We start from the raw sequence: 24,524 nt of genomic DNA on the forward strand, positions 1-24,524 counted from the left end.
CACGTCACGGCCGGCCAAACGTCGCGAATGGCGAAGACGCTCAGCACCGTCATCTGGCGCCGAAACCCCCGGATAGGCTCGGCAGGGTGACGACGACCTGGTTCGCCTCGCCCGCCGACGCCGCCCGACGACTGCGCGAGGCGGGCTACCTCACCGACGACGCCACCGCGCTGACGGCGTACCTCTCGGGAGCCCTGGAGAAGCCGCTCCTGGTCGAGGGGCCGGCCGGGGTCGGCAAGACCGAGCTGGCCAAGGCGGTGGCGCGGGCGACGGGCGCCGAGCTGGTGCGGCTGCAGTGCTACGAGGGCCTCGACGAGGCTCGGGCGCTCTACGAGTGGAACTACAAGAAGCAGCTGCTGCGGATCCAGTCGAGCGGCGGCGAGGACTCGTGGAGCGAGACCCACGACGACATCTTCACCGAGGAGTTCCTGCTCACCCGGCCGCTGCTGAGCGCCATCCGCCGCGACGAGCCGACGGTCCTGCTCATCGACGAGGTCGACAAGACCGACGTCGAGGTCGAGGGCCTGCTGCTCGAGGTGCTGAGCGACTTCCAGGTCACCATCCCCGAGCTCGGGACGGTCACCGCCACGCGTCGGCCGTTCGTGGTGCTGACCTCCAACGCCAGCCGCGAGCTGTCGGAGGCGGTGAAGCGCCGCTGCCTGTTCCTGCACCTCGACTACCCGGACGCCGAGCGCGAGCGTGCCATCGTCACCAGCCAGGTGCCCGAGCTGGACGAGAAGGTGGCCGCCCAGCTCGTCGACGTCGTCGTGCGCCTGCGCGACCTCGAGCTCAAGAAGGCGCCCTCCATCGCGGAGTCCGTCGACTGGGCGCGCACCCTCATCGCGCTGCAGATCGCCGACCTCGACGAGGCGACCGTCGCGCGCACCCTGGGGGTGGTGCTCAAGCACGCCTCCGACCAGCGCCGCGCGGTCAAGGAGCTCAAGCTGGCGACGGCCTGACCCCGATGAGCCTTCTCGACACCCACATCGGCTTCGTGGAGGCGCTGCGCTCCGCGGGGCTGTCGGTGTCGCTCGCGGAGGGCCTCGACGCGATCGCCGCGCTGGAGAAGGTGCGCTGGCACGACCGCGAGACCGTGCGGGCCGCGTACGCCGCCACGCTGGTCAAGCGCCAGCCGCAGCGGGTGACCTTCGACGCGGTCTTCGACATCTACTACCCGCGCCTGATCGGCAGCGGTGTCGCCGGCGACGGGCTCGAACGGGTCGCCGGGCCACAGGACACCGGGCCGGCTCTCGAAGACTTCCGCGAGGCGCTGGCGGAGGCGCTGGCCTCTGACGACGGTCGGACCCTGCAGGACCTCGCGGTCGAGGCCGTCGCCCGGTTCGGCGCGATGCCCGGTCGCGGGCCGGGCCTGTCGAGCTGGTCGGCCTACACCTCCCTCCAACGAGTGTCCCCGTCGGAGCTGATGGACCGCCTCGTCCGGGGGCTGCTGGGCCAGGGCCTCGATGCGGAGCAGGCCGAGCGGGTGGCGGGCCGGCGGATCGGCGCCTTCACCCGCCTCGTGGAGGGCGACGCGCGCCGCCGGATCGCCGAGGAGAAGGGCCCCGAGCACGTGGTCGACGTGACGGTGCGGCCCACCATCGACCGGCTCGACTTCACCGCGGCCCGGCGCAGCGACCTGGAGGAGATGCGGCGCGAGATCTACCCGCTCGCCCGGCGTCTCGCCGCCCGGCTCACCAAGGAGCAGCACGCACAGCGGCGGGGCCCGCTCGACGTACGCCGGACGGTGCGCGCGTCGATCGCCACGGGCGGGGTGCCACTGACGACCCACCACCGCCCGAAGCGACCGCACCGGACCGAGCTGGTCGTGCTGTGCGACGTGAGCGGGTCCGTGGCCAACTTCGCGCACTTCACCCTGCTGCTGGTCTTCGCTCTGCGCGAGGCCTTCAACGGCGTACGCGCCTTCACGTTCGTCGACGACGTGGTGGAGGTGAGCGAGGCGTTCCGTCCGGGCGCCGACGTCGTGGAGGTGATGGAGTCGCTCTCGGCGAGCATCTCGCACGCCGCACTGTGGGGGCGGACCAACTACGGCCGTGCGCTGACCCGTTTCGCCGACGAGCACGGCGACGCGATCGGACCGAGGTCGTCGCTGCTGATCCTGGGCGACGGGCGCTCCAACTACAGCGACCTGGCCCTGCCGGTCCTGTCGGACCTCGCCGGCCGGTCCCGGCACGCGTGGTGGCTCAACCCCGAGCATCCGCGCCACTGGGGCACGGGCGACAGCGCGGCGGACCGCTACGGAGAGATCGTGCCGATGACGGAGTGCCGCAACCTCGCCCAGCTGGGCGAGTTCGTGCACGGGATCGTCTGATGGTCTGGCGCTCGCTCCGAGCTCCCCTAGCCCGCGAGGTAGCCGAGGTCCTGCATCCGGCTGATCTCCGCCCGCAGCTCCGGGTGCTCGGCGCTGTCGGCGGCCCTGGCACCCGCGACGTAGGTGTGGCTGCCGTCGGCGGTGGTGCTGTCGAAGACCACGGTCAGTCGGTTGGCGACCGTGGCGTTGATCAGTGAGCCGAGCAGGGCGACGGGGTCGCTGCGGTCCTCCAGGGACAGCATCCGGGTGGCCTCCGGGATCCGCGGCACCTGCGCCGACGGGGCGCCGGCCGTGACCACCTGGTCGACGACGAAGCGTGGCGAGGAGGCCGTGGCGGCGATCTCCGCCGCCACCGCGCCGCCGGCCGCGGAGCCGACGAGCATGACCCGCGCATCGTCCTCGGTCACCACCTTCTCGATGGCGCGGACGACCTGGCTGGCGTACGTCGTGGGGTCGGCGCCGACGAGGCGGAGCCGCCCGGAGTCCGGGCCGAGGGTGCCGGGGAGGTAGGCGATGTAGCGGCCGGTGCCGACCCGCTGCACGCTGATCCGGCGGTCCTCGGCGACGAGGTTGGCCATCAGCTCCTCGAGGGAGCGTGGCTGCTGGGCCGTGCTGGTCGCGGACTCAGCCTCCGGCGCCTCGGCCTCGACGAACGAGCCGGCGGAGTCGCGGAAGGCGGACACCGCGTCCGTCGGGAACGGCGCGATGCCGATGGCCCGGAGACCACCACGCGCGGCGTGGGCGCCCTGGTCGGAGGCCAGGACTCCTGCGGTCAGGAGGGAACGCATGTGCAGGCCGTCGAGCAGCCCGCCGCCACCGGAGAGGTGGTCCATCAGGTCGGGGTTGTTCTCGGCCAGGTCGCTGAGATAGGCGGTGACGCCATCACGGTCCAGCGCGTCGGTCTCGATCAGCCCGGCGCTCACGATGGCCCCGCCGAGCGCGACCTCGGGAGCGAGGTAGCCGATGGCGCGACCCGCGATGGAGCCGAGCGTCTTGTAGGCCGCCTGCTGCAGCTCGTCGATCCAGCGGTAGGTGAGCACGGTGGCGCGTACGACGAGAGCGTCGGCGTCGAGCTCGACCGAGCGGGTCAGCAGCCCCTGCTTGCCCGTGGTCGCGGCCCGGATGTCCTCCTCGGCCTGGCCCCAGGTGGCCGGCGACAGCAGCCCGGAGTCGACGACGTCGTCGTCCCCGAGGATCTCCGCGCCGAGGCGGGCGCGGGTGCGCATCTCGTTGCCGGAGGAGTCGAACAGGTCGGCGAGCGCCAGCATCTGGTCGTACTTGTCGGCAGCGACGGACGCGGACGACTCCTCGGGCGAGGAGTCGGCGCCCTGGGTGCGGGGGATGTCGAGCTCGCTCATGTCGTGCCCTCCCGGAGGCCGACCTGGGCCAGGACCGGCGCGAGCTCGGTGGCGAGGTCGTCGGGGTCGACGCGGGCGATCGCGACGCGGGCCCCGTCGTCGTGGTGCGGGGTGAGGGAGTGCCAGCCGTCCTTGAGCAGCACCCAGGAGACCACGCCCACCGATGCGGTGGCCCGCTCGGACACCTCGGCGGCGAGGATCCGCAGCCGGCCGCGGCTCTCGGAGTGGACGGCCGACAGCGCCGCGGCCGCATCGGCGTCGCCGAGCTCGGCGCCGTCGCCCAGCACCGTGCCCTCGCCCTGCCCGACCAGCACGGGCACGAGGTCGGAGCGCCCCGAGCGCAGGGCCTCCCCGACCGAGTCGGCCAGGGCGTAGGGGACGTCGAGCAGCGCGGGCACGTGGGAGGCAGCGAGGCGGAGGTCCTCGGGGACCGCCGTCACCCGCGCGAGCTCGGTCGTCCACTGCTCGACGGGGAACCACGCCAGCTCGAAGACGATCCCGTCGCAGGTCGACAGGCTGGCCACCGCGCCGCCGTCCTGGCGGTGCCACGCCTTCACCTGCGTGGCGCCGGCAGCCACGTCGATGTCGAGCGCGAGACGCGGGGTGGCCAGCAGGCCCACGGCGCCGACGAGGCCCGCGTCAGGTCCGTCGTCGCCGACCAGACCGCGGCGGCGGAGGGTGTCGTGCGGGTCGTGGAGGGTGCCGAGCGCGTCGGTGTAGGCGGAGTCCTCGACGGAACCGCGGCTCTGGCCGAGGCGCCCCGACAGGGACCCCCGGCCCGGCACCGAGCCGTCGTCGGCGAGGTCGAAGGGCAGCGGTGCGCCGCCCGCGAGGTCGGCGACGACCCGGAGCTCGGGCAGGGTCAGCGCGAGTCGCCGGGCCATGCCGTCGAGGAAGGTCGTCGGCGGCGCCGGGGGCGTGGTCAGGTCGATCGTCACCATGTCAGAGGCCCGGGAGCTCGAGGGTCAGCCAGTCCTGGTGACCGGCCAGCGGTGGGTCGAAGGCGAGGAGGGCCGCGTCGGACGCGTCAGGGGCGGTCTCCGGGTCGGCCTCGCTCGCCCGGGTGCGGGCGTCCTCGACGAGGGTGGTGGCCTTGTGGGACCGTGTGTCGATGGCCTCCTTGAGGCTGTCGACGTGACCGAGGTGCTGGGCCAGCGAGTCGGCGGCCGTCTCGTGGTGCGCCGCGGCGGTGCGCAGGTGGTGGGCACGCTCCTTGATGCGCTCGCGCATCGAGTCGGCGGCCCTGCCGTGCCACGGCACGGCCTCGGCCTGTGAGACGAGGCGGGAGGCGAGGGCCCGGATGTCGCCGCCCTGCTCGCGGAGCTGGGCGACGCGCTTGCGGCCGGCCGCAGTGTCGCCGTACATCGGATCACACCCTTTCGTCCGAGAACGCCTTACCCGAGGAGGGTCGCGCCCAAACGTTGCCGAGGCCTCCATTCTCCCTCGCGCAGGCGCCGACGTGGGCCCGGCGCGCAGGCCCGTCGGTGCTGGAACGACGTCACGGGTGCCCCGCCACGACCGATAGGATCGAGGCCTCGCCCGCCCTCCCAGACGAAGAGCACGAGGTCTGCATGACGTTCGACGTCCACCAGCTCGACGTGTTCGTGCTGGTCGGGGCGGTCGTGACGCTGGCCGCGATCCTCGCCGTGCGCGTCTCCGCGGGCGTGGGCCTGCCGTCGCTGCTCATCTACCTCCTCATCGGCGTCCTGCTGGGCGAGGGCGGACCGTTCGCGATCCCGTTCGACGATGCGCAGCTCGCGCACGCGCTCGGCTTCGGGGCGCTGGCGATCATCCTGGCCGAGGGTGGTCTCACCACGGAGTGGCGCCAGATGCGGCCCAGCATCAGGCTCGGCCTCTCGCTGGCGACCGTCGGCGTGGCGGTGTCGGTGGCGGTCGTCGCGGTGGGTGCCCACTTCCTCCTCGGCCTGCCGTGGGAGCTGGCGATCCTGCTCGGTGCGATCTGCTCACCCACCGATGCGGCGGCCGTGTTCTCGGTGCTGCGCGTGGTGCCGCTGCCCAAGCGGCTGACCGGCGCGCTCGAGGCCGAGTCGGGTCTCAACGACGCCCCGACGGTCGTCCTCGTCGGCATCATCTCCACGGGCGCCGTCGCCGGCGCCAGCCTGTTCGAGGTGGCCGGCATCATCGTCTTCGAGCTGATCGCCGGAGGGCTGGTCGGTGTCGTCTGCGGTGTGGGCGGCGCGTGGATCATGCGTCGTGCGGCCCTGCCGTCCTCCGGCCTCTACCCGCTCGCGGTCCTGTGCCTGGCGTTCACGGCGTACGGCCTCGCCTCCGCCGTGCACGCGTCGGGCTTCGCCGCGATCTACGTCGCCGCGCTCATCCTCGGCAACAGCGAGCTCCCGCACCGGGTGGCGACGAAGTCGTTCGCCGAGGGGATCGCCTGGCTGGCGCAGATCGGGCTGTTCGTGATGCTCGGCCTGCTGCTGTCGCCCGGCCGGATCGACCTCAACACCGTGGTCCAGGCACTCGTGACCGGACTCGTCCTGACCGTCGTGGCGCGACCGCTGTCGGTGCTGGTCAGCAGCATCGTGCAACCGATGGCACTACGCGACCTCGCCTTCATCTCGTGGGCCGGCCTGCGCGGTGCCGTCCCGATCGTGCTGGCCACGATCCCACTGTCCGAGGGCGTCGAAGGCGCCGACGACCTGTTCGACATCGTCTTCGTGATGGTCGTCGTCTACACGCTGCTCACCGGACCGACCCTGCCCTGGGTCGCCCGCCTGCTGAAGGTGTCGCGTCGCTCCGAGCCGCGCGGCCTCGACGTCGAGGCCGCTCCCCTCGACCGGGTCGCGGCCGACCTGCTCCAGGTGACGATCGCCCCCACGTCGAAGATGCACGGCGTCGAGGTGGGCGAGCTGCGGCTCCCGCAGGGGGCGTCGGTCTCCCTGGTGATCCGGAGCGGCTCGTCCCTGGTGCCGGAGCGGCGTACGGTCCTGCGCTCGGGAGACGACCTCCTCGTCGTCACGCCGCGCAAGCTGCGCGAGGCCACGGAGGCCCGGCTGCGCCAGGTGTCGGCGAACGGCCGCCTCGCCCAGTGGCTGGGCGACCCGTCCCGGCGGGAGCGGGACTAGCCCCTGCTACTCCGCGCCGGTGGCCCGGCAGAAGGTGGCGTCTGCCTGGGCCAGCACCGACTCGACCTGCTTGGGGCGCAGGGTCTTGAACTTCTCGCCGACCACCACCACGACCCCGACGCCGAGCGCGTCGCCGGTGACGACGCGGGCCTGCTTGAACTGCTGCTTGACGAGGTCGACCGCCGGGTTGGTCGGGTCGTCGGCCCAGATCTGGGTGCTCGCGGCCGGCTGCGGTGAGTCACCGATGTCGCCGGCGACGAAGCCGCGCTCGGTCAGCTGGGCGCTGGTCGCACCCGCCAGGCCGCTGCGACCGCTGCCGTTGAAGACGCTGACGACGACCTGGTCGCGGCGCACCTCGGTGCCGGCGGCGACCTCGGTGTCCTCGCAGATGGCGACCGGCTCGTCCTCCGGGAACGGCTCGGTCAGTGCGGTCCAGCCCCAGGCAGCGGCACCGACGACGAGCAGGCCGAGGAACGCCAGCGTCAGGGCGGACTTGAGGGCGCCGCTCATCGGGTGCTCACTGGTCACCGGCCTGGTGGACGCGGGCGTGCAGCACGCTCCGCTGCTGCAGGGCCGCGCGCAGGGCGCGGTGCAGGCCGTCCTCGAGGTAGAGGTCGCCGCGCCACTGGACGACGTGGGCGAACAGGTCGCCGTAGAACGTCGAGTCCTCGTCGAGCAGGGTGTCGAGGCGGAGCGTGTCCTTGGTGGTCACCAGCTCGTCGAGCCGGATCTGGCGCGGGGGCAGGTCAGCCCAGGCGCGCGAGGTCAGCCCGTGGTCGGGGTAGGGGCGGCCGTCGCCCACCCGCTTGAAGATCACGCCGGTGATCATAACGACGCCGCCCCACGGCCCCTCGTCGTCGCCACCTGCGCTGACTAGGCTCCCGACATGACCGAGACCCCTGAGGCCGTGCCGACGCCCGCCGAGGCCGCTCCCGAGGCCGCGCCCGTCGAGGCATCCACCGAGCCCCCCGCCGAGACGCCCACGGCGAGCGACCCGATCTCCGAGGCCGTCGCTCCGGGCTACCGGTTCGAGGGAGCCGCGCTCGAGCTGGGCGGGCTGATGCTCGACGCCGACGACCTCGGCGACGTCCACATCAGGATCCCGCTCGCCATGCTCAACCGCCACGGCCTGGTCGCCGGCGCCACCGGCACCGGCAAGACGAAGACACTGCAGCTGCTGGCCGAGCAGCTCAGCGCCCACGGCGTACCCGTCTTCGCTGCTGACATCAAGGGCGACCTGTCCGGGATCAGCGTGCCGGGCGAGCCGAGCGACAAGCTCACGGCGCGGACGGCGAGCGTGGGTCAGCAGTGGACGGCTACCGGCTTCCCGACGGAGTTCTACGCGATCGGCGGCCAGGGCATCGGCGTACCCGTCCGCGTCACCATGACGGCGTTCGGGCCCACCCTGCTGGCGAAGGTGCTCGACCTCAACGAGACGCAGGAGTCCTCGCTGGGCCTGGTCTTCTACTACTGCGACAAGCAGGGCCTGCCGCTCCTCGACCTCGCCGACCTGCGCGCTGTCCTGCAGTTCCTCACCGGTGACGCGGCCGGGAAGGCCGAGCTGAAGTCGATCGGCGGCCTCTCGCCCCAGACGGCCGGCGTCATCCTGCGCGAGCTGATCACCTTCGAGGCGCAGGGGGCCGACGTCTTCTTCGGGGAGCCGGAGTTCGAGACCAAGGACTTCCTCCGGCTGACCGAGGACGGTCGCGGCATCATCAGCCTGCTCGAGCTGCCCCACCTGCAGGACCGGCCGGCGCTGTTCTCGACCTTCCTGATGTGGCTCCTCGCCGACCTCTTCCACGACCTGCCGGAGGAGGGCGACCTCGACAAGCCCAAGCTGGTGTTCTTCTTCGACGAGGCCCACCTGCTCTTCAACGACGCCTCCGACGCGTTCCTCGACCAGATCGCCCAGACCGTACGGCTGATCCGCTCCAAGGGTGTCGGTGTCTTCTTCGTGACGCAGTCGCCGACCGACGTGCCCGACGACGTCCTCGGCCAGCTCGGCTCGCGCATCCAGCACCAGCTCCGCGCGCACACGCCCAACGACGCCAAGGCGCTGAAGGCGACGGTCAACACCTACCCCAACAGCGCGTACGACGACCTCGGCGAGGTCATCACGTCGCTGGGGATCGGCGAGGCGGTCGTGACGGTGATGAACGAGCGCGGTGCCCCGACGCCCGTCGCGTGGACCCGCCTCCGGGCGCCGGAGTCGCTGATGGACGCGGCGCCCGCCGAGCAGATGGAGGCGGCCGTCAAGGCGTCGCCGCTGTCGGCGAAGTACGCCGAGGCGATCGACCGCGAGTCCGCCCGCGAGCTGCTGGCCAAGAAGCTCGAGGAGGGTGCGCGCAAGGCGGCCGAGGACGCCCGGGTCCAGGAGATGGCCCGTGAGCAGAAGAACGAGCGGGTCACGAAGAAGTCGACCGAGAAGGCTGCGAAGGACGACGACGGCCTCGTCATGGACGTCGTGAAGTCGACGGCGTTCAAGGACTTCATGCGCACCGCGGCCCGCGAGATCGCCCGGGGGATGTTCAAGAGCGGCCGGCGGTAGTTGCTTGGCGCTCGCTCCGCTCGCGCGTGCTCGCCGCCCTTGAAGACGTCGTCTTCCCTCCTCGCTCGACGGCGCTGCCTCGCTGCGCTCGTCACGCCTGCTCGCTCGTCAGTCCAGACAACGTCGGGCGACGAGCGCTGTGGCTGGGCCACGCGGCCGACTTGATCCTCTGATCTACGTGGACGCAACGAGCGTGGCGAGCACGGGGTCAGGTCATCGAGCACGCCCGAGCGAAGCGAGGGCAATCAAGCCCAGCCCTCACATCGTCGGGTCCAGCCAGGCCAGCTGCGCCGTCTGGGTGCCGCCGTCGCGGGTGACGACGCGGGCGCGGCCCTCGGGCGCCGGCTGCGGGCGGAGGTTGCCGATCAGGACACCCTCGTCGCGCGGACCGGAGAGCATCACGCCGGGCATCGCGAGGTCGCGCAGCGACTGGATGACGGGCTCGTAGAGCGCGCGGGAGGCACCACCCGTACGCCGGGCCACGACGACGTGGAGCCCGACGTCGCGGGCCTGCGCCATCAGCGGCTGCAGCGACGAGACCGGCGAGGACTGCGCGGTCGCGACGAGGTCGTAGTCGTCGACCACGACGTAGACCTCGGCGCCGGTCCACCAGGAGCGGTTGCGCAGCTGGTCGGGAGTGACGTCGGGGCCCGGGATGCGCCCCTCGAGGTAGGTCGCGATGTCCTTCAACGTCGGCGTCGCCTGGGTGGCGGACGTCAGGTAGTTGAGGAGGTAGTCGTCCGGCACCTCGCCGAGCATCGAGCGGCGGTAGTCGACCAGGACGATCTGCGCCTCCTTGGGCGTCCGGGTGCGCATGATCTCGTGGACGTACGCCCGCAGCAGGGCGCTCTTGCCCGACTGCCCGTCGCCGAAGATGAGCATGTGCGGCTCGCTGTCCACGTCGAGGGCGACGGGGGCGAGCTCCTTCTCGTTGATGCCGAGGAGGACGTGGCGCTCGGGGATCTTGCGGCGGATGGCGTCCTCGCGGACAGCCTCCAGCGTGACCTTCTCCGGGAGCAGGCGCAGCTTGGGTCCCTGCGGGCCCTTCCACGCCGCGGCCATCTTGTCGATCAGGTCGTCGACACCGTCGCCGAGGGTGTCGGCGCTGCCGTCGCCGTCGATGCGTGGCAGCGCACCGAGGAAGTGCAGCTTGGACGGCACCAGGCCGCGCCCGGGACGTCCGACCGGCACCAGCGCCGCGACCTTGCGGTCGATCTCGGAGTCGAGCGGGTCGCCGAGCCGGAGCTCGAGCTTGGAGCCGAAGACGTCGCGCATCGCGGCGCGGTAGTCGGCCCAGCGCGTCGAGGCGGTGACGATGTGGAGACCGAACGTCAAGCCGCGCGCGGCGAGCTGCTGGATCTCCATCTCGAGGTCGTCGAACTCCGCGCGCAGCGTGCTCCAGCCGTCGATGACGAGGAAGACGTCGCCCCAGCCGTCGTCGGCCCGGCCCTGGGCGCGACGTGAGCGGTAGGTCTCGATGGAGTCGATGCCGTTGGTGCGGAAGTAGGCCTCGCGCCGGTCGACGATGCCCTCGACCTCCGCCATGACCCGGCGTACGACGTCCGGCTCGGAACGCGTCGCGACACCGGACACGTGCGGCAGGCGGGTGAGCGGCGCGAACGTGCCGCCGCCGAAGTCGAGCACGAAGAACTGCGACTCGGTCGGGGTCGTCACCAGCGCCATGCTGGTGACGATGCTGCGCAGGAGCGTGCTCTTGCCGGAGCGGGGACCACCCACGACGGCGACGTGGCCGGCTGCGCCGGTGAGGTTGAGCGTCATCGTGTCGCGGCGCTGCTCGCGCGGGCGGTCGACGGTGCCGAGCGGGATCACCAGCCCGGGGACGTTGCGCCACTGCTGCGACGTCAGGCCCAGCTCGGGGTGCTCGGCCAGGTCGGGCATGAGCTGGTCGAGGGTGTCGGGGACGTCGAGCGGCGGCAGCCAGACCTGGTGCGCCTCGGGTCCCTTGCCGATCATCCGGGTCACGGCGATGTCGAGCAGCGAGGGTTGCTCGCCCTGGTGCTGCGCCGCCGGCGCCGGGGTCTCGGGGCCGTCGGTGTCGACCTGCTCGAGCGCCTGCACCTCGGAGATCGTGAACGGCAGGATGCCGCGGATCGCGCCGCCCTCGTCGCGCGCCACCCGGGTGCGGCTCGACGGCGGACCGGAGACGTACGCCGCCTTGAAGCGCAGCAGGGTGGACTGGTCGGGCTTGAGGTAGCCGAGGCCCGGGACGGCGGGCAGCTCGTAGGCGTCGGGCACGCCGAGGACCGCGCGGGACTCGCCGGCCGAGAAGGTGCGCAGCCCGACCCGGTAGGACAGGTGGGACTCGAGGCCGCGGAGGCGGCCCTCCTCCAGACGCTGCGAGGCGAGCAGCAGGTGGAGGCCGAGCGAGCGGCCGAGCCGGCCGATCGCCACGAACAGGTCGATGAACTCGGGCTTGGCCGAGAGCATCTCGGAGAACTCGTCGACGACGATGAACAGCGACGGCATCGGCTCGAGCGGCTCACCGTTGGCGCGGGCCTTCTCGTAGTCGCGGACCGACGCGTAGTTGCCGGCGTCGCGCAGCAGCTCCTGGCGCCGCGTCATCTCGCCCGACAGGGCGTCCTGCATGCGGTCGACGAGGGTGAGCTCGTTGGCGAGGTTGGTGATGACCGCCGAGACGTGCGGCATGTCGGCCATGCCGGCGAAGGTCGCGCCGCCCTTGAAGTCGACGAGCACCAGGTTGAGCTGCTCCGACGAGTGCGTCATCACCAGGCCGAGCACGAGCGTGCGCAGGAACTCGGACTTGCCGGATCCGGTCGCACCGATCACCAGGCCGTGCGGGCCCATGCCCTGCTGGGCGGACTCCTTGATGTCGAGGTGGATCAGGCCGCCGGAGTCCCCGATGCCGATCGGCACCCGGAGCCGGTCACGGGCCGGCCGCGGACGCCAGGCGGTGGACGGGTCGTAGGCGAAGATGTCGCCGAGGCCGAGCAGGTCCATGTGGTCGGGCGTCGACGAGGTGATGTCGACGGCGCCGCCCGCGTTGGACGACTCGGCGCTGGCGGTCTTGAGCGGCGCGATCCGGCGCGCGAACGCCTCCGCCGTGGCGATGTCGCACTGGTCGGCCAGCGCCTTGATCGGCTCGCCCCGCAGGCGCAGCGCCCGTACCGGACGCTTCTCCAGCTCGTCGGGGCCGTCGGCGAACTCGAGCCGCAGCCGTGTCGAGTCCTCGAGCTCGTCCCAGCGGCTCGGCAGGTCGAGCAGGGTGACGCCGTGCAGGCCGTCCGGCGGCACGATGTGGTTGCCGGGCGGCAGGTGTCCGCCGTCGATCACGAGCAGGATGTGCGGCGTTGCGGCGCGCTCGTCGGCGCCGAAGCGCGGCCGGTCGCTGAGGTCGGGAGGGAGCAGGTTGCCCAGGTCGTCGAGCGAGGTGGAGACCAGTCGCATCGGACCGACGGCGTCGGCCTCGCGGGTGCTCTGGGCGTGGGGCAGCCACTTCACCCAGTCCCAGTGGGTCAGGTTCTGCTCGGAGCTGAGCACCGCGACCACGAGCTGGTCGGGGTTCTGGAAGGCGGTCGCCGAGCAGATCATCGCCCGGGCGGTCGAGCGCACCTCCTCGGCGTCACCGCACAGCTCGATGCGGTCGAAGGCGCGCAGGTCGATCGAGGCCGGCAGGTGCGGCTGGAGCCGGTGCACGACCAGCAGCCGGTGCAGGGCCGACGCGGCGGCGGGATCGACCTGGTCGACCGGCGCGCTCTCGGGCGGCACCAGCTCGAGCGACAACGGCTGCGAGCACAGGCCGTAGCGCACGTGCAGGAAGTTGTCGTCAGTGCCGGTGTGCTCCCACAACCGGGTGCGGTCCTCGGCGAGCGAGGGGAGTGCAGCCGGCTCGGGGTGGTGCCAGTTCAGCGCGCGGCGCTGCTGGTCGGCGGCCTCGCGCGCCACCTTCCGGATGTTGCCGAGGTAGCGGAGGTACTCCGTGCGTGAGCCGGTGACCTGCTGCGCGCGCTGCTTGCGCTGGCGGTCGATCTGGACGACGATGAAGCCGAGGGTGGCGAAGAGGAACATGCCGGCCGCGAGGAAGCTGCGGCCGCGGTTGGAGCCGCTGCCCATGGTCGCGACGAGCACGATCGAGCCGAGGCTGCCGAGCATCGGGATGGCGTTCATCAGCACGCCGCTCGCGCCCTCGGCGTCCTGCAGCTCCGGCGGTGGCTGCAGCACGATCTGGCCGCCGGGCATCTCCGGCTCGTCGAGCCTCTGGCCGCCTCGCAGTGTCGTGCTCACGCATCCCCCGTTGCCTCACCCGATGAGTCGCGACGATGATAGGTGTGCCCCAGCGGCCGCGCGACTAACCTTCACCCAGAACGCCTGCTCGAGGCTCGCGAAGGGGGAAATTCGTGTCGGACGTCGCCATGCCCAGCTCTGCTGACGCGACCATCGCCGTGAGCATCCATGGTCCCGCCGGGGTGCTCGACCTCGTCGTGCCCGCGGGTGCGACGTCGGTGGACGTGGCACGCGAGTACGCCAAGCAGGCCGAGGTCCCCGGGATCCCGCTGCTGCAGACGGCGCTCGGCCAGCGGCTCAACGCCTCCCTCCCGCTCGGCGACGCCGGCGTCCAGGCAGGCGACGTGCTGGTCGCGACCACCGGAGTGCACCGTCCGCGCAAGGTCACGCTCCTCCAGGCAGCCAAGAACGCGCCCGAGAGCCCGGCGCTGGCGTCGATGATCGCGACGATCGCCGCCCTCGCCGCCGTCCTCGCAGCCTGGTACGCCGGTCGCGCGGGGGAGGAGACCGTACGCACGGTCGCCGTCGGCATCCTGCTCGCCTGCGCGCTGGTCAGCGTGATTCCCGTCGGGCGGCACCTGCGCCAGCGCTCCGCCGCGGCGCCCGCCTTCGCGGCCGCCGCTGCCTTCGCGGCGCTGTACGAGCCCGGGATCCACCTGCTCCCGGCGATCCTCGGCGCCGCCGGGATCTCTGCGGCCGTGGTCGCCGGCATCGGACGCGCCCTGTCGGCCAGCAGTGACGAGATCAGCACCGTGTGGATCGTCAGCGGGCTCGCCGTCTTCGCCTGCTGCGCCCTGCCGGCGCTGCTGGGCTGGGACGCGCGGGTGGCGTGGACGCTGCTGGTCTTCGGTTCGATGATGGCGGCCCGCTTCGCGCCGTCGCTGGCGATCGACGTGCCCGACGAGGCGCTGCTCGACCTCGACCGGTTGGCGGTCACCGCCTGGTCGGCACGCGACAGCCAGCGTGGCGGTCGTCGCGGCCGGATCGTCGTCGGCGCCGATGCGATGGAGCGCCTGGTCCACCGGGCCTCGCGCATCGTCACCGGTGCATCGGTCGCGATCCTCGTCACCGTGCTGGTCGCGAGCCCGCTGCTGCTGCAGAGCGCCACCATCGACCTCGACGTCATCGGTGCGCGGTGCCTGGTGTTCTTCGCCGGCTGCTCGCTGCTCCTCGCCGCCCGCTCCTACCGCCACGCGGCGGCCCGGGCACTGCTGCGCCTGGCCGGGCTGGGGGCGCTGACCGCCCTGGCCGTGCACCTCGTGGTCGGCCCCGGCGCCCCGCACCTGGGCTCCTTCTTCTACGTCGTCGTGGGCCTCGGCGGCATCGCCCTGGCCGCGGCGGTGGCCACCGGACGAGGCTGGCGATCGGTCTGGTGGTCGCGTCGTGCCGAGGTGGCGGAGTCCCTCTGTGGCAGCTTTGCCTTCGCGTCCGCCGTGGTCGCGGCCGGGGTTTTCCGCAGGTTGTGGGAAATCACGTCCTGATGTTTAGGCCCAATTCGGTCGGGTAGATGCACGTCAGCGCGGGGGGCCGGGACGTCTCCCCGAGTCACCAGGTCCGCCTCACCAGTGGATCACCACCTCACCAAGACACTCGGTCGGTTCGGCCGCCGAGGGAGAAGGATCTTTCATGAGCGAGATTTACGGCCAGACAGAGAAGGCTCTCTCCAAGGGCGCCGACTACGTCGACCAGGCCCGCGGCGACGTCAAGAACAAGTGCGGCGTCCTCTCCGGCAACATCCAGACGATGATGGCGGGATGGGGCGGCCAGGGTGCCTCCGCGTTCAACAACCTGATGATCTCGTGGGACCAGAAGCAGGAGACCATCCTCAAGGCGCTGGACCAGCTCTCGGCGTCGATGAAGGAGACCGAGCGCGACAACGTCTCCACCGACGAGAACCAGTCCGCCACCCACACCAACCTTCAGGGCCGTCTCGGCTGATCGCCGACACCCCTCACTGACCAAGGAGATCGATGATGAGTTTCGACGGAATCAAGGTTCAGCACGGCCACCTCGACGCCGGTGCCGCCGACGTCATGAAGGCGGCCAAGGACATCGAGGCCCGCCTCGACCAGCTCGAGACCGAGCTCAACCCGCTGCGCTCGGACTGGAACGGTAACGCCAAGATGGCCTACGACCAGGCCAAGGCCAAGTGGGACCAGGCCATGACCGAGATGACGCTCCTGCTGCAGCAGGCCAGCCAGGGTGTCGACTCGTCCAACGCCGAGTACAAGGCTGCCGACGCCCGGGGCGCCAACCGCTTCTGAGCGCCCCCGCCGTTGCGAGGCCGGTCGTCCCTCCGGGGACGGCCGGCCTCGGGCCATTTCCGGGCGAGGTGCCGCACACCACCGCACGAATTCGCCCACTTTGCCGCGCAGTCGGCGCGACGCGGTGACAATGGACGTGCGCCGGGGGTCGGCGCAGGGCGTGAACGTTCGGGGGAACGCGTGGGCACCACCAGGGTCGATGCCGATCTGATCAAGGGCATCTCGTCATCGCTGCGCCAGGCGGCGGGTCACATGGACCCGTCCTACGACCGTTTCGGGGTCGAGGACGTCGTCCAGGTGCGCAGCCACCGCGACATCGACACGCTCGAGGGCTCGGAGACGAGGGCCGGGAACTTCGGCGCCTTCCACGCGGGCCAGAGCCTGCGCACGGTGTACGAGCGGGCGCACCAGCGCACCCTCGAGGACCGGCGCGCCCAGGCGAGCAAGGTGCGGCGCTTCGCCCGCGACCTCGAGGCGTGCCTCGGGGACCTCGAGGGCAACGACGAGCTCGACCGCGAGCACTTCCGGCGCCTCGCGCAGCTGTCCCTGGACGAGGACTGATCCATGGCCGGCTACTACGAGACCCAGGTGCGGCGCGCCATGCTGACCGTCGGCGACGCCGACGTGCTCAACGAGATGGCGACCGGCTGGCGTGCGTCGATCCGCGACCTCAACACCGTCGACGACCGGCTCAAGGCGGGCATCGACGGCCTGCGCGACCACGACCAGCTGGGTGAGCAGACCCGGGACGCGGCTGTCGCCGCCTTCCGTGACATGCGCGGCCACGTCGCCGAGCAGCGACTCATGCTCGGCAGGACCGCGCAGGCGCTCGATGCGGCAGGCGGTGCCGTCACGCAGGTGAAGTCGTTGATCCGCTCGTGGGACCGGGTGGGTGCGCCCGTCGCACCCGGCCCGGCGCCGGTCCCTGACCCCGCAGCGACCGACCAGACGGCGTACTGGAACCAGGCGCACGCCCACCGCCGTGCGAGCGAGGGCTACACCCAGCAGGTGCAGCAGCGCGAGGAGGAGGCACGCGCCGCCTGGGACTCCCTCAACCGGGTCTTCGGCCTGGCCGAGGACAAGATCCGCCGCGCGCACGGCATGCCGCTCGACAACGACCCCGAACCGGAGCCGACGCCGTGGCCGCCCGCCGGCTGGCCCGGTCCGCCGCCGCCGGAGCCCGAGCCCGGGTGGCCGCCGCTGCCGCCGTGGCCCCCCGTCCGTACGCCCGATCCCGATCCCGGACCCGGACCCGGACCCGGACCCGGACCCGGCCCCGGAGCGGGACTGCCGCCAGGGCCCGGACCGGGTGTGCCGCCCGGACCGCACCCCGTCCCGGAGACCGGCACGCCGTCGCAGCAGCCCGCCGGACCGGGCCACCCCGGTCACCACCCTCAGGCCCCGACCACGGCCGTCTCCGGCTCCGCCCAGAGCGGCGTCGCGTACGCCCCGGGTGCGGGCGCTGCGCCGGGTGCTGCCGTCGCGGCGCCCGCCTCCGCGGCCGGCGCGCCGATGGGGATGGCCGGGATGGCAGGTGCCGCAGGCGCGGCGGCGGCCGGGACGGCGATGCGCGGCGCTGCCGCAGGAGCAGGAGCCGCCGGCGCGTCCGGCCGGTCGGCCGCCGGCAGCGCGCCGGGATCGGCGGGACGCCCGGGCGCGGCAGGACAGGGCGGCAGGGGGAGCCAGGCCGCTCGCGGTCGCGCCGCCCGAGGCGGGGCGCAGGGCAGCCAGCAGGCCAAGTCCCAGGCGAAGTCCCAGGCCAAGTCCCAGGCCAAGACCCAGGCCACGTCCGGTCGCGGCGGTGGCGGTGCCGGCGGTGCAGGAGCGCGTGGCGGTCGCCGCAAGGACCGTCCTGCGGTGGCGCGCAACGACCTGCTGGCCACCGAGGACCACTGGCTCGACGGCGAGGGCACGGCCCCGGACGTCCTGCGGTGAGGCCGACGGGCATGCCGCACCTGGTGCCCCGGCCGATCTCGCCTAGGCTGCACCCCGTTCAGTGCCCCGGCCTCTCGGGCGGGCGCAGGGGAAGGACGATCAGGGGGAAACACCAATGAGTCAGGGGTCCTCGGTTGCCTCGGGCCTGGTCCGGGTGACCATCGCGTCGGGTTCGCGGCGGGTCGACCTGGTGCTGCCGGGCTCCATCCCGGTGGCCGAGCTCGTCCCCGAGCTGGCCCGCTCGGTCGGGCTGCTCGACGCCTCCACCGTCTACGGCGGCTACCGCCTGGTGACGCAGGAGGGCCGCATCCTGGTCAACAACGCCGGACTGACGATGCAGGGCATCGAGGACGGCGGCCTGCTCACCGTCACTGCCGGCGTCGACGAGAAGGCGCCCCGCGTCTACGACGACGTGGTCGAGGCGATGGCCGACGTGGTGGAGAACGAGCTCAGCCCCTGGGAGCCGGCGGCAGGACGTCGTACGGCGCTGGGCGCGGGCAGCATCCTGCTCGGCCTCGGCGCCCTGGCCCTGCTGCTGCAGGGCGAGAGCCTGCTCGGTGGCGTGGCGGCCGCGGTCATCGCGGCCCTGCTGGTCGTCGGTGGTGTGGTGCTCGCCCGGGCCCAGGGGGAGCCGGAGGCCGGTGTGGCCGTCTCCCTGCTGGCCGCGGTGTACGCCGGTGTGGCCGGCCTGCTGCTCGCGCCGGGCGACCTGCCCGCCTGGAGCTGGCCGCTGGACGACGCCTTCTTCGGTGACCCGCTGCTCTTCGCCGGACTCGGCATCCTGGCCACCGGCCTGGTCGCCGTCGTCGGCCTGCAGGACGGTCGGCCGCTGGTGATCCCCGCCGTCGTCGTCGGTGCGGTGCTCGTCGCGAGCTCGGTGCTGATCCGGGTCGCGTCGCTCGAGCCCGGGCCCGTCTTCACCGCGCTGATGACCCTCGTCGTGCTGGCCGGCAGCGTCTTCCCGTGGCTCGCGCTCGGGGTGACCGGCACCAGCGTCGACCAGCTCTACTCGCTGCACGACATCACCGCCGACCCCGAGGAGATCGACCCCGACGAGGTCGCCGACGACGCCCGCGTGGGCCACGAGATCCTGCTCGCGGTCTCCGCGACGGTCGGCACGCTGCTCGTCCTCTTCGCGCCCTTCGCCGTCGACCGCGGCGTCTACGGCACCGTGCTCGCGGCCGTGTGCTGCCTCGCCGTCATGTTCCGCACCCGCCAGTACCGCACGGGCGCCGAGGTGCTCGCCGGCCTGACCTCCGGCATCCTCGGCCTGGTGTCGGTGGCGGTCTCGATGCTGCTGATCCACGACGGGTGGCGCGCCGGAGCAGCGATCGGCCTCGCCGCCGTCGGTGCGGTGCTGCTCGCGCTCACCCTGGTGCCCGCCTCGCCATCGGTGCGCCGCGGTCGGATGGGCGACATCGTCGAGACGGTGACGCTCCTCGCGCTGCTGCCGCTGATGGTCCTGGGTGCCGGCATCGTCGCCGCGGTGGCGGGCTGATCGATGGCCACCAAGAAGGACCTCGTCGAGGCGCACGCGTTCAGCCGCCGCCGTCTGGTCACCGCGTTCGTCTCGGGCGCGCCCGGCGGCCGCGAGGTCGAGCCGGTGCGCCCGGGTCGCGTCCTGATCGGCGGTGTCGCACTGTCCGTGCTGCTCCTCGCCGGGGCGGCGATCGCCGGCTTCCTGCTCGGCCGGCCGCCGGCGCAGTGGCTCGAGGCAGGCAGCTTCATCATCTCCAAGGACACCGGCGAGCAGTACGTCGTGATGCGCGGCGGTGACGACCCGCAGCTCCAGCGCGTACCCAACTTCGTCTCCGCCCAGCTGCTGCTGGAGCGCGCGGACCTGACCCCCTACACGGTGCGCGACAAGTACATCCGCACCGTGCAGCTCGGTGAGGACCTCGGCATCGAGGGCGCCCCGGCCGGCCTCCCCTCGTCGGACGAGCTGGTCGACGACGGCTGGACCGCGTGCACCGCGGACGGGGCCGGCATCAAGGTCGCGATCCAGAAGCAGCCGTCGGTCGAGGACCTGACCGGCTCGGCGTTCCTCGTCTCCAGCGACGACCAGGAGTGGCTGATCGCCACCGCGCCCCCCGACGGCACCCAGCAGGGCCGGGCCTACCGCTTCCCGATGCCCGCCGACGAGACCAGCGCGTCCACGGTCGGCAACAAGCTCGGCTTCGGTGCCTCCAGCACCGAGGTCGACGAGGAGTGGCTCAACCTCTTCCCGCTCGGCGAGGCGCTGGAGCAGGACTCCTTCGGCGTCACGCGCACCGGGGAGCCGGTGGACTACGCCGCGACCGGTGTCGAACTCGCGCAGTACAGCATCGGTGACCTGCTGCAGTCGAGCACCGGCGACTACTACCTGCTCGGCGACGAGCAGGTGGAGCCGCTCGAGGACTTCACGGGCATGCTCTACGACGTCGTCGGCTCGCCCGCCGTCCAGCTCGACGGTGACGTCCGGGCCGACTTCGCGGACGCGGGCTACCCCGCGGAGTGGCCCGTCGGTCTTCCCGCGGCGGTCGAGAACGGCGCGCTGTGCGGTGTGCTCCACCCCGGTGTCGGCGCCGACCCCGCGGTCAGCCTGGCCACCAACCCGACCGGTGCCGCGGACCCCGCCGACGACGTGTCGTCCGGGCGCCACGACGTGGACGTCGAGCCCAGTGCCGGGGCGTACGTCCTGTCCGGGTCCGACGCGTCGGCCGACAGCGGGACGCCCTACGTCATCGACACCAAGGGCGAGAAGTACGCCCTGCGCGGCACGCAGGTGCCCGAGTACATCGGCTACGCCGACGTCGAGCCGCCGCTGGTCCCGAGCAGCTGGCTGTCGTTCTTCGAGCCCGGGGTGACCCTGTCGACCAACATGGCGCGCCGGCTCCCGGCGGACGCGCCGCCCGCGGATGCGGGGTCGGAGTCGGAAGAGGACGCCGGCTCATGACCGGGGTGCGTACGACGCTGGCGGCGGGGGTCCTCGCCGCTGCGGTCGTGCCGGTGTGGGCCGGGCCTGCGGCGGCGGACCACCCGGCCCCGTGCTCCGTCAGCGAGGTGCCGGGCTCGGAGCGGCTGGCCGACACGCACACCAAGGACAACCCGGCCTTCGACCGGATGCACGTCGAGCAGGCGCAGGGCGTGGCCACCGGCAAGGGTGTGAAGGTCGCCGTGATCGACAGCGGCGTGATGCCGGTGGAGGGACTCGACGTCTACGACGGCGTCCCCATCCCCGGGGTCTCTGCCACCACCCTGCTGTCCGGGCACGGGACGATCGTCGCGAGCCTGATCGCGGGGCCGCGCGGGGTCGCCCCGGACGCGCAGGTCTTCGACGTCAAGGTCTTCGACGTCGAGACCGCCGACACCACCGAGGGCGAGCGCGAGCTCACCTCGGCCGGCATCGTGGCCGGCATCGATGCGGTGATCGCGGCCCACCGCACGCAGAAGTTCGACGTCGTCAACATCTCCCTCGCCGTGCGCCAGCCTGACCCGCTGCTCGAGGCGGCCGTCGCCCGGCTCGTGGAACTCCCGCTCGTGGTGGTGGCCGCGGCCGGCAACAACGAGGAGAGCCCGGAGACCGACGACGCCAGCTTCGAGGGGACTCCCGGCAGCGACGCCGACGTCTACCCGGCCGACTACCCGGGCGTGGTCGGGGTGAGCGCCACCCCGCCGGGCGACGAGGACCCCAGCACCTACGTCGTGCCCAACATGGACACCGACGTCGCGGCCCCGACGGCCGGGGCGATCTCGGTCAACGCGACCGGGCAGGTCTGTGTCGTCGGTGAGGTCGCCACGTCGTGGGCGGCGGCCGAGGTGAGCGGCATCCTTGCCCTGCTGCGCGAGCAGTTCCCGCGCGAGACCCCCCAGCAGCTGGTCGCGCGGCTGCAGGCCACCACCGAGGGATCCGGTGTCCCGCAGGACGCCGAGGCGGTCAACGACCCGTGGTCCGGTGCCGGTGTGGTGCAGGCGCACGATGCCCTCACGCGCCAGATCAAGCCGGGGCGCCAGGGCAAGGTGGAGACCACGACGGCCGAGACCAGGGCCGACGCGCAGGCACCGCCGGCACCCCGGCAGATCGACCTGTTCAGCACACCCCGGGCCATCCTGCTCTGGTCGGGCCTGGTGGCCGGCTCCCTGCTCGCGCTCGCCTTCATGCTGCGTCCGTTGCTGCGACGCTGAGACCTGCCCACCGTGCGCGTGATGGAATCGCCCCATGACTGACACCTCCGACGAGCCCGTTGCCGTCATCCTGGCCGGTGGCCAGGGATCGCGGCTCTGGCCCATCAGCCGGGATCGTCGCCCCAAGCAGTTCCAGCCCGTCGTGCACGACCGGCCGCTGCTGACCGGCACGATCGAGCGGCTGAGCGAGCTCGTCGACCCCTCGCGCATCCACGTCTCGACCCGCGCCCGGTTCGCGGACGCGGCCCGCGCGACGCTGGGACCGGTCCCGCCGGAGAACCTGATCCTCGAGGAGGATCCCGCCGGACCGGCGACGGCCTTCGCGCTGAGCATCGCCGTCCTCGCCCACAAGTACGGCAACGCGCCGGCGCTGATCGCCCCGTCGGACCACCTCATCAACGAGGAGGAGGCCTTCAACCAGGCCTCGCGCGACATGCTCGCCCAGCTCGTCGACAGCCCGGAGTCGATGGTCGTGCTCGGCGCGGAGCCCACGGGCTTCGACGGCAGCCTCGGCTACATCCACACCAAGGGCGAAGGGGGCGCCGTCGAGGTCATCACCAGCTTCTTCGAGAAGCCCGACCCGGCGACGATCGACGAGATCGGCGACGAGGGCTCGCTCTACTGGAACACCGCCTGCTACGGCGTACGCGTCCAGAAGGCCTGCGACGCCTACCGGGCCGCGATGCCACTGATCTTCGACTCCATCGAGCGCTTCGCCCGCGACCAGCCCGACGTGAACGGCTACCGTGGCGCTGCCATCGGCGGCCACGAGCTCTACCCGTTGATCGCTGCGGGGATGGAGTGCCTGGTCGTCCCGCGGCACCTCGGCTGGAGCGACATCGGCACCTGGAAGCGACTCGAGCGCGTGCTCTCCGAGCAGCAGGCCCACTCCAACGACCGCGCCCTGCAGCTCGAGACCGAGGACGTGCTCGTCGCCAGCATGGACGGGCGCCCCGTCGTCACGCTCGGTGCGACCGGGCTGATCGTGGTGACCCACGAGGACGCGGTCTACGTCCTCGACAAGAAGAAGGCGCTGGACCCCGGGACGCTGGAGCACCTGCGTTCGCTCCTCGCCGCCAGCACCCGCGAAGATCTCCTCTGACCCGATCCGGGGTCCTCGACACCTCGCACCTGACTCCACCTGACTCGACCTGACTCGACCTGACTCCACCTGACTCCAAGGAACCCATGTCCCACGAGAACAGCCAGCACATCGTCGTCGTCGGCACCAAGCCCGACATCATCAAGCAGGCGCCGATCTACCACGAACTGCGCAACCGCGGTCACGACGTCGTCCTGTGCCACACGGGTCAGCACTACGACCACAACCTGTCGCAGTCGATGCTCGACGAGTTCGGCGTCCGCGAGGACATCAACCTCGAGGTGCGCGGCGGCGTCAACGACCTGGTGTCCGGCATCACCGCCAAGCTCGCGCTCTACCTGCGCGGCTTCGCCGAGCGGGGCGGCTTCCCGATCACCTACGTCCACGGCGACACCACGACCGCGATGGCGGGCGCACTGGCCACCTTCGGTGAGCGACAGGCGCTGGTCCACGTCGAGGCCGGGCTGCGCACCCTGTCGCCGAAGCCCGAGGTGCTGCGCGGCTGGCTCGACCAGGGCGCCGATCTCGACTGGGCGTCGTTCCGCGAGCAGTCGATCGACCGCAACAGCTGGTCCAAGGGTAGTCGCGAGCCCTCGCCGGAGCAGTTCAACACCCGGATCGCCGACGCGGGCTCCGACCTGCACGCGGCGCCCGTCGAGCTCAACCGCGAGTTCCTCATCGACGAGGGTTTCGCGCCCGCTGCGATCGACGTCGTCGGCAACTCGGTGGTCGACGCCCTGGCGCAGGCCGTCGCCGGCAGCGACAAGAACCAGGTGCTGGCCAGGTTCCCGCAGATGGGCGACGGCTCCTTCCTCCGCTTCTGCGTGCACCGTCGCGAGAACACCACCAACCGCGACCGCTTCAACCTGCTGATGGACGCGATGGAGTCGCTGCTCGAGCAGGGCCACCACGTCCTGTTCATCCGGCTCCTCGGCACCGAGGCGGCGATCGACAACTTCGGTCGCCGGCAGTGGCTGGAGGACCTCGAGGCCCGCTACGGCGACGCGCTGATCTCGACCCCGGTCTGGGACAGCTACCTCGACGTGGTCGCCGCCATGTCGATGTGCGCGGTCATCGTGACCGACTCCGGCAGCATCGTGGAGGAGGCCAACGTCCTCGAGGTGCCGTGCGTGACGCTGCGCTTCGGCTCCGACCGTTCCGAGACCTTCCTGGCCGGCAGCAACTTCCTCGCGCCGCCCATCGACAAGGCGCTGATGACGAGTGTCATCCACAACGTCTTCGAGCACCGCGCCGAGCTGTCGTGGGACCGCGTCTACCCCGAGGGCGCCTCGGCGATGCTGGTCGACGCGGTCGAGCGACGCCTGGACGAGGGCAGCCTGCTGATCTCCGAGGAGTGGCGCTACGGGCTCAAGGCGCAGCTGCGCTGATCGGCGTACGACGTCGCCCGGCGGGCTGATCCACGCCGGGCGGCTGCCCGCGCGCCCGTCCGTCTCCGGTTGACGAGGCCGAGG

At 72.2% G+C, this 24,524-nt stretch carries 20 protein-coding genes; 14 read left to right on the forward strand and 6 right to left on the reverse strand.

The genetic code is table 11. The features are described from left to right. The first annotated feature begins 86 nt into the window (after positions 1 to 86). The gene (locus tag BM127_RS21110; RefSeq protein ID WP_091201998.1) at positions 87 to 959 is read left to right on the forward strand and encodes an AAA family ATPase; all 873 of its coding nucleotides are present in this window, start codon (positions 87 to 89) and stop codon (positions 957 to 959) included. A gap of 5 nt (positions 960 to 964) precedes the next feature. Then, positions 965 to 2,329, forward strand: coding sequence for a vWA domain-containing protein (locus tag BM127_RS21115; protein WP_091202000.1), 1,365 nt, complete (start codon positions 965 to 967; stop codon positions 2,327 to 2,329). 26 nt (positions 2,330 to 2,355) lie between these two features. Here the strand turns inward: BM127_RS21115 and BM127_RS21120 are convergent, their stop codons facing one another. Genes BM127_RS21120 through BM127_RS21130 form a run of 3 tightly spaced genes read right to left on the reverse strand, consistent with a single transcriptional unit; the run spans position 2,356 to position 5,052 of the window. Beyond that, positions 2,356 to 3,687, reverse strand: a complete 1,332-nt coding sequence (locus BM127_RS21120) for a hypothetical protein (RefSeq protein WP_091202002.1) — start codon at positions 3,685 to 3,687, stop codon at positions 2,356 to 2,358. Further along, positions 3,684 to 4,628, reverse strand: coding sequence for a hypothetical protein (locus tag BM127_RS21125; protein ID WP_091202004.1), 945 nt, complete (start codon positions 4,626 to 4,628; stop codon positions 3,684 to 3,686). The genes BM127_RS21120 and BM127_RS21125 overlap by 4 nt, the downstream gene beginning before the upstream one ends. A 1-nt stretch (position 4,629) precedes the next feature. After that, positions 4,630 to 5,052 (reverse strand): hypothetical protein, encoded by a 423-nt coding sequence (locus tag BM127_RS21130; RefSeq protein ID WP_091202006.1) that lies wholly within the window; start codon positions 5,050 to 5,052, stop codon positions 4,630 to 4,632. A 206-nt stretch (positions 5,053 to 5,258) separates the two neighbouring features. Between BM127_RS21130 and BM127_RS21135 the strand changes: the two genes are divergently transcribed. Next, positions 5,259 to 6,776 carry a potassium/proton antiporter gene (locus BM127_RS21135; RefSeq protein ID WP_091202008.1) on the forward strand — a complete coding sequence of 506 codons (1,518 nt, stop codon included), beginning with the start codon at positions 5,259 to 5,261 and terminating at the stop codon, positions 6,774 to 6,776. Positions 6,777 to 6,782: 6 nt separating this feature from the next. On the opposite strand, the gene BM127_RS21140 is transcribed toward BM127_RS21135, so the two are convergent. Both BM127_RS21140 and BM127_RS21145 read right to left on the reverse strand, forming a co-directional pair. Continuing rightward, complete coding sequence (locus tag BM127_RS21140; protein WP_101228965.1) at positions 6,783 to 7,286, reverse strand: LytR C-terminal domain-containing protein; 504 nt, start codon at positions 7,284 to 7,286, stop codon at positions 6,783 to 6,785. Positions 7,287 to 7,293: 7 nt separating this feature from the next. Then, entirely contained in the window at positions 7,294 to 7,593 is a 300-nt protein-coding gene (locus BM127_RS21145) for a type II toxin-antitoxin system VapB family antitoxin (RefSeq protein ID WP_091202049.1), read from the reverse strand. Positions 7,594 to 7,662: 69 nt separating this feature from the next. Between BM127_RS21145 and BM127_RS21150 the strand changes: the two genes are divergently transcribed. After that, complete coding sequence (locus tag BM127_RS21150) at positions 7,663 to 9,324, forward strand: helicase HerA-like domain-containing protein (RefSeq protein ID WP_091202012.1); 1,662 nt, start codon at positions 7,663 to 7,665, stop codon at positions 9,322 to 9,324. Between the two features lie 258 nt (positions 9,325 to 9,582). Here BM127_RS21150 and eccCa read toward each other — a convergent pair whose 3' ends face one another. Further along, positions 9,583 to 13,587 (reverse strand): type VII secretion protein EccCa, encoded by a 4,005-nt coding sequence (gene eccCa / locus BM127_RS21155; protein ID WP_231263435.1) that lies wholly within the window; start codon positions 13,585 to 13,587, stop codon positions 9,583 to 9,585. Between the two features lie 113 nt (positions 13,588 to 13,700). Here eccCa and BM127_RS21160 point away from each other — a divergent pair, with 113 nt between their 5' ends. The 10 genes from BM127_RS21160 to BM127_RS21205 all read left to right on the forward strand — a co-directional run bounded on the left by BM127_RS21160 (position 13,701) and on the right by BM127_RS21205 (position 24,440). After that, positions 13,701 to 15,068, forward strand: a complete 1,368-nt coding sequence (locus tag BM127_RS21160; protein WP_091202016.1) for a hypothetical protein — start codon at positions 13,701 to 13,703, stop codon at positions 15,066 to 15,068. 145 nt (positions 15,069 to 15,213) lie between these two features. Further along, positions 15,214 to 15,525, forward strand: coding sequence for a WXG100 family type VII secretion target (locus tag BM127_RS21165; RefSeq protein WP_091202017.1), 312 nt, complete (start codon positions 15,214 to 15,216; stop codon positions 15,523 to 15,525). Between the two features lie 35 nt (positions 15,526 to 15,560). Continuing rightward, entirely contained in the window at positions 15,561 to 15,851 is a 291-nt protein-coding gene (locus tag BM127_RS21170; protein WP_157829622.1) for a WXG100 family type VII secretion target, read from the forward strand. A gap of 180 nt (positions 15,852 to 16,031) precedes the next feature. Further along, the gene (locus BM127_RS21175; protein WP_091202021.1) at positions 16,032 to 16,412 is read left to right on the forward strand and encodes a hypothetical protein; all 381 of its coding nucleotides are present in this window, start codon (positions 16,032 to 16,034) and stop codon (positions 16,410 to 16,412) included. 3 nt (positions 16,413 to 16,415) lie between these two features. Then, positions 16,416 to 17,786 carry a hypothetical protein gene (locus BM127_RS21180; protein WP_091202023.1) on the forward strand — a complete coding sequence of 457 codons (1,371 nt, stop codon included), beginning with the start codon at positions 16,416 to 16,418 and terminating at the stop codon, positions 17,784 to 17,786. A 115-nt stretch (positions 17,787 to 17,901) separates the two neighbouring features. Next, entirely contained in the window at positions 17,902 to 19,284 is a 1,383-nt protein-coding gene (gene eccD / locus BM127_RS21185) for a type VII secretion integral membrane protein EccD (RefSeq protein ID WP_091202025.1), read from the forward strand. A 3-nt stretch (positions 19,285 to 19,287) separates the two neighbouring features. Continuing rightward, positions 19,288 to 20,721, forward strand: a complete 1,434-nt coding sequence (locus BM127_RS21190; RefSeq protein ID WP_091202027.1) for a type VII secretion protein EccB — start codon at positions 19,288 to 19,290, stop codon at positions 20,719 to 20,721. Continuing rightward, complete coding sequence (locus BM127_RS21195) at positions 20,718 to 21,950, forward strand: S8 family serine peptidase (protein ID WP_091202029.1); 1,233 nt, start codon at positions 20,718 to 20,720, stop codon at positions 21,948 to 21,950. The genes BM127_RS21190 and BM127_RS21195 overlap by 4 nt, the downstream gene beginning before the upstream one ends. 34 nt (positions 21,951 to 21,984) lie before the next feature. Continuing rightward, positions 21,985 to 23,052, forward strand: coding sequence for a sugar phosphate nucleotidyltransferase (locus tag BM127_RS21200; protein ID WP_091202031.1), 1,068 nt, complete (start codon positions 21,985 to 21,987; stop codon positions 23,050 to 23,052). Between the two features lie 86 nt (positions 23,053 to 23,138). After that, complete coding sequence (locus tag BM127_RS21205; RefSeq protein WP_091202032.1) at positions 23,139 to 24,440, forward strand: UDP-N-acetyl glucosamine 2-epimerase; 1,302 nt, start codon at positions 23,139 to 23,141, stop codon at positions 24,438 to 24,440. Positions 24,441 to 24,524 lie beyond the last annotated feature (84 nt).

It is taken from the genome of Nocardioides alpinus, assembly GCF_900112035.1.
Classification (GTDB): domain Bacteria; phylum Actinomycetota; class Actinomycetes; order Propionibacteriales; family Nocardioidaceae; genus Nocardioides; species Nocardioides alpinus.

What these genes read in the sequence shown, in the direction of transcription:
- BM127_RS21180 (WP_091202023.1), top strand. Translation starts at nt 16,416, where the DNA reads ATGGCCGGCTACTACGAGACCCAGGTGCGGCGCGCCATGCTGACCGTC.
- BM127_RS21115 (WP_091202000.1), top strand. Translation starts at nt 965, where the DNA reads ATGAGCCTTCTCGACACCCACATCGGCTTCGTGGAGGCGCTGCGCTCC.
- BM127_RS21140 (WP_101228965.1), bottom strand. Translation starts at nt 7,286, where the DNA reads ATGAGCGGCGCCCTCAAGTCCGCCCTGACGCTGGCGTTCCTCGGCCTG.
- BM127_RS21200 (WP_091202031.1), top strand. Translation starts at nt 21,985, where the DNA reads ATGACTGACACCTCCGACGAGCCCGTTGCCGTCATCCTGGCCGGTGGC.
- BM127_RS21130 (WP_091202006.1), bottom strand. Translation starts at nt 5,052, where the DNA reads ATGTACGGCGACACTGCGGCCGGCCGCAAGCGCGTCGCCCAGCTCCGC.
- BM127_RS21120 (WP_091202002.1), bottom strand. Translation starts at nt 3,687, where the DNA reads ATGAGCGAGCTCGACATCCCCCGCACCCAGGGCGCCGACTCCTCGCCC.
- BM127_RS21125 (WP_091202004.1), bottom strand. Translation starts at nt 4,628, where the DNA reads ATGGTGACGATCGACCTGACCACGCCCCCGGCGCCGCCGACGACCTTC.
- BM127_RS21190 (WP_091202027.1), top strand. Translation starts at nt 19,288, where the DNA reads ATGGCCACCAAGAAGGACCTCGTCGAGGCGCACGCGTTCAGCCGCCGC.
- eccD (WP_091202025.1), top strand. Translation starts at nt 17,902, where the DNA reads ATGAGTCAGGGGTCCTCGGTTGCCTCGGGCCTGGTCCGGGTGACCATC.
- BM127_RS21170 (WP_157829622.1), top strand. Translation starts at nt 15,561, where the DNA reads ATGAGTTTCGACGGAATCAAGGTTCAGCACGGCCACCTCGACGCCGGT.
- BM127_RS21165 (WP_091202017.1), top strand. Translation starts at nt 15,214, where the DNA reads ATGAGCGAGATTTACGGCCAGACAGAGAAGGCTCTCTCCAAGGGCGCC.
- BM127_RS21195 (WP_091202029.1), top strand. Translation starts at nt 20,718, where the DNA reads ATGACCGGGGTGCGTACGACGCTGGCGGCGGGGGTCCTCGCCGCTGCG.
- BM127_RS21205 (WP_091202032.1), top strand. Translation starts at nt 23,139, where the DNA reads ATGTCCCACGAGAACAGCCAGCACATCGTCGTCGTCGGCACCAAGCCC.
- BM127_RS21150 (WP_091202012.1), top strand. Translation starts at nt 7,663, where the DNA reads ATGACCGAGACCCCTGAGGCCGTGCCGACGCCCGCCGAGGCCGCTCCC.
- BM127_RS21135 (WP_091202008.1), top strand. Translation starts at nt 5,259, where the DNA reads ATGACGTTCGACGTCCACCAGCTCGACGTGTTCGTGCTGGTCGGGGCG.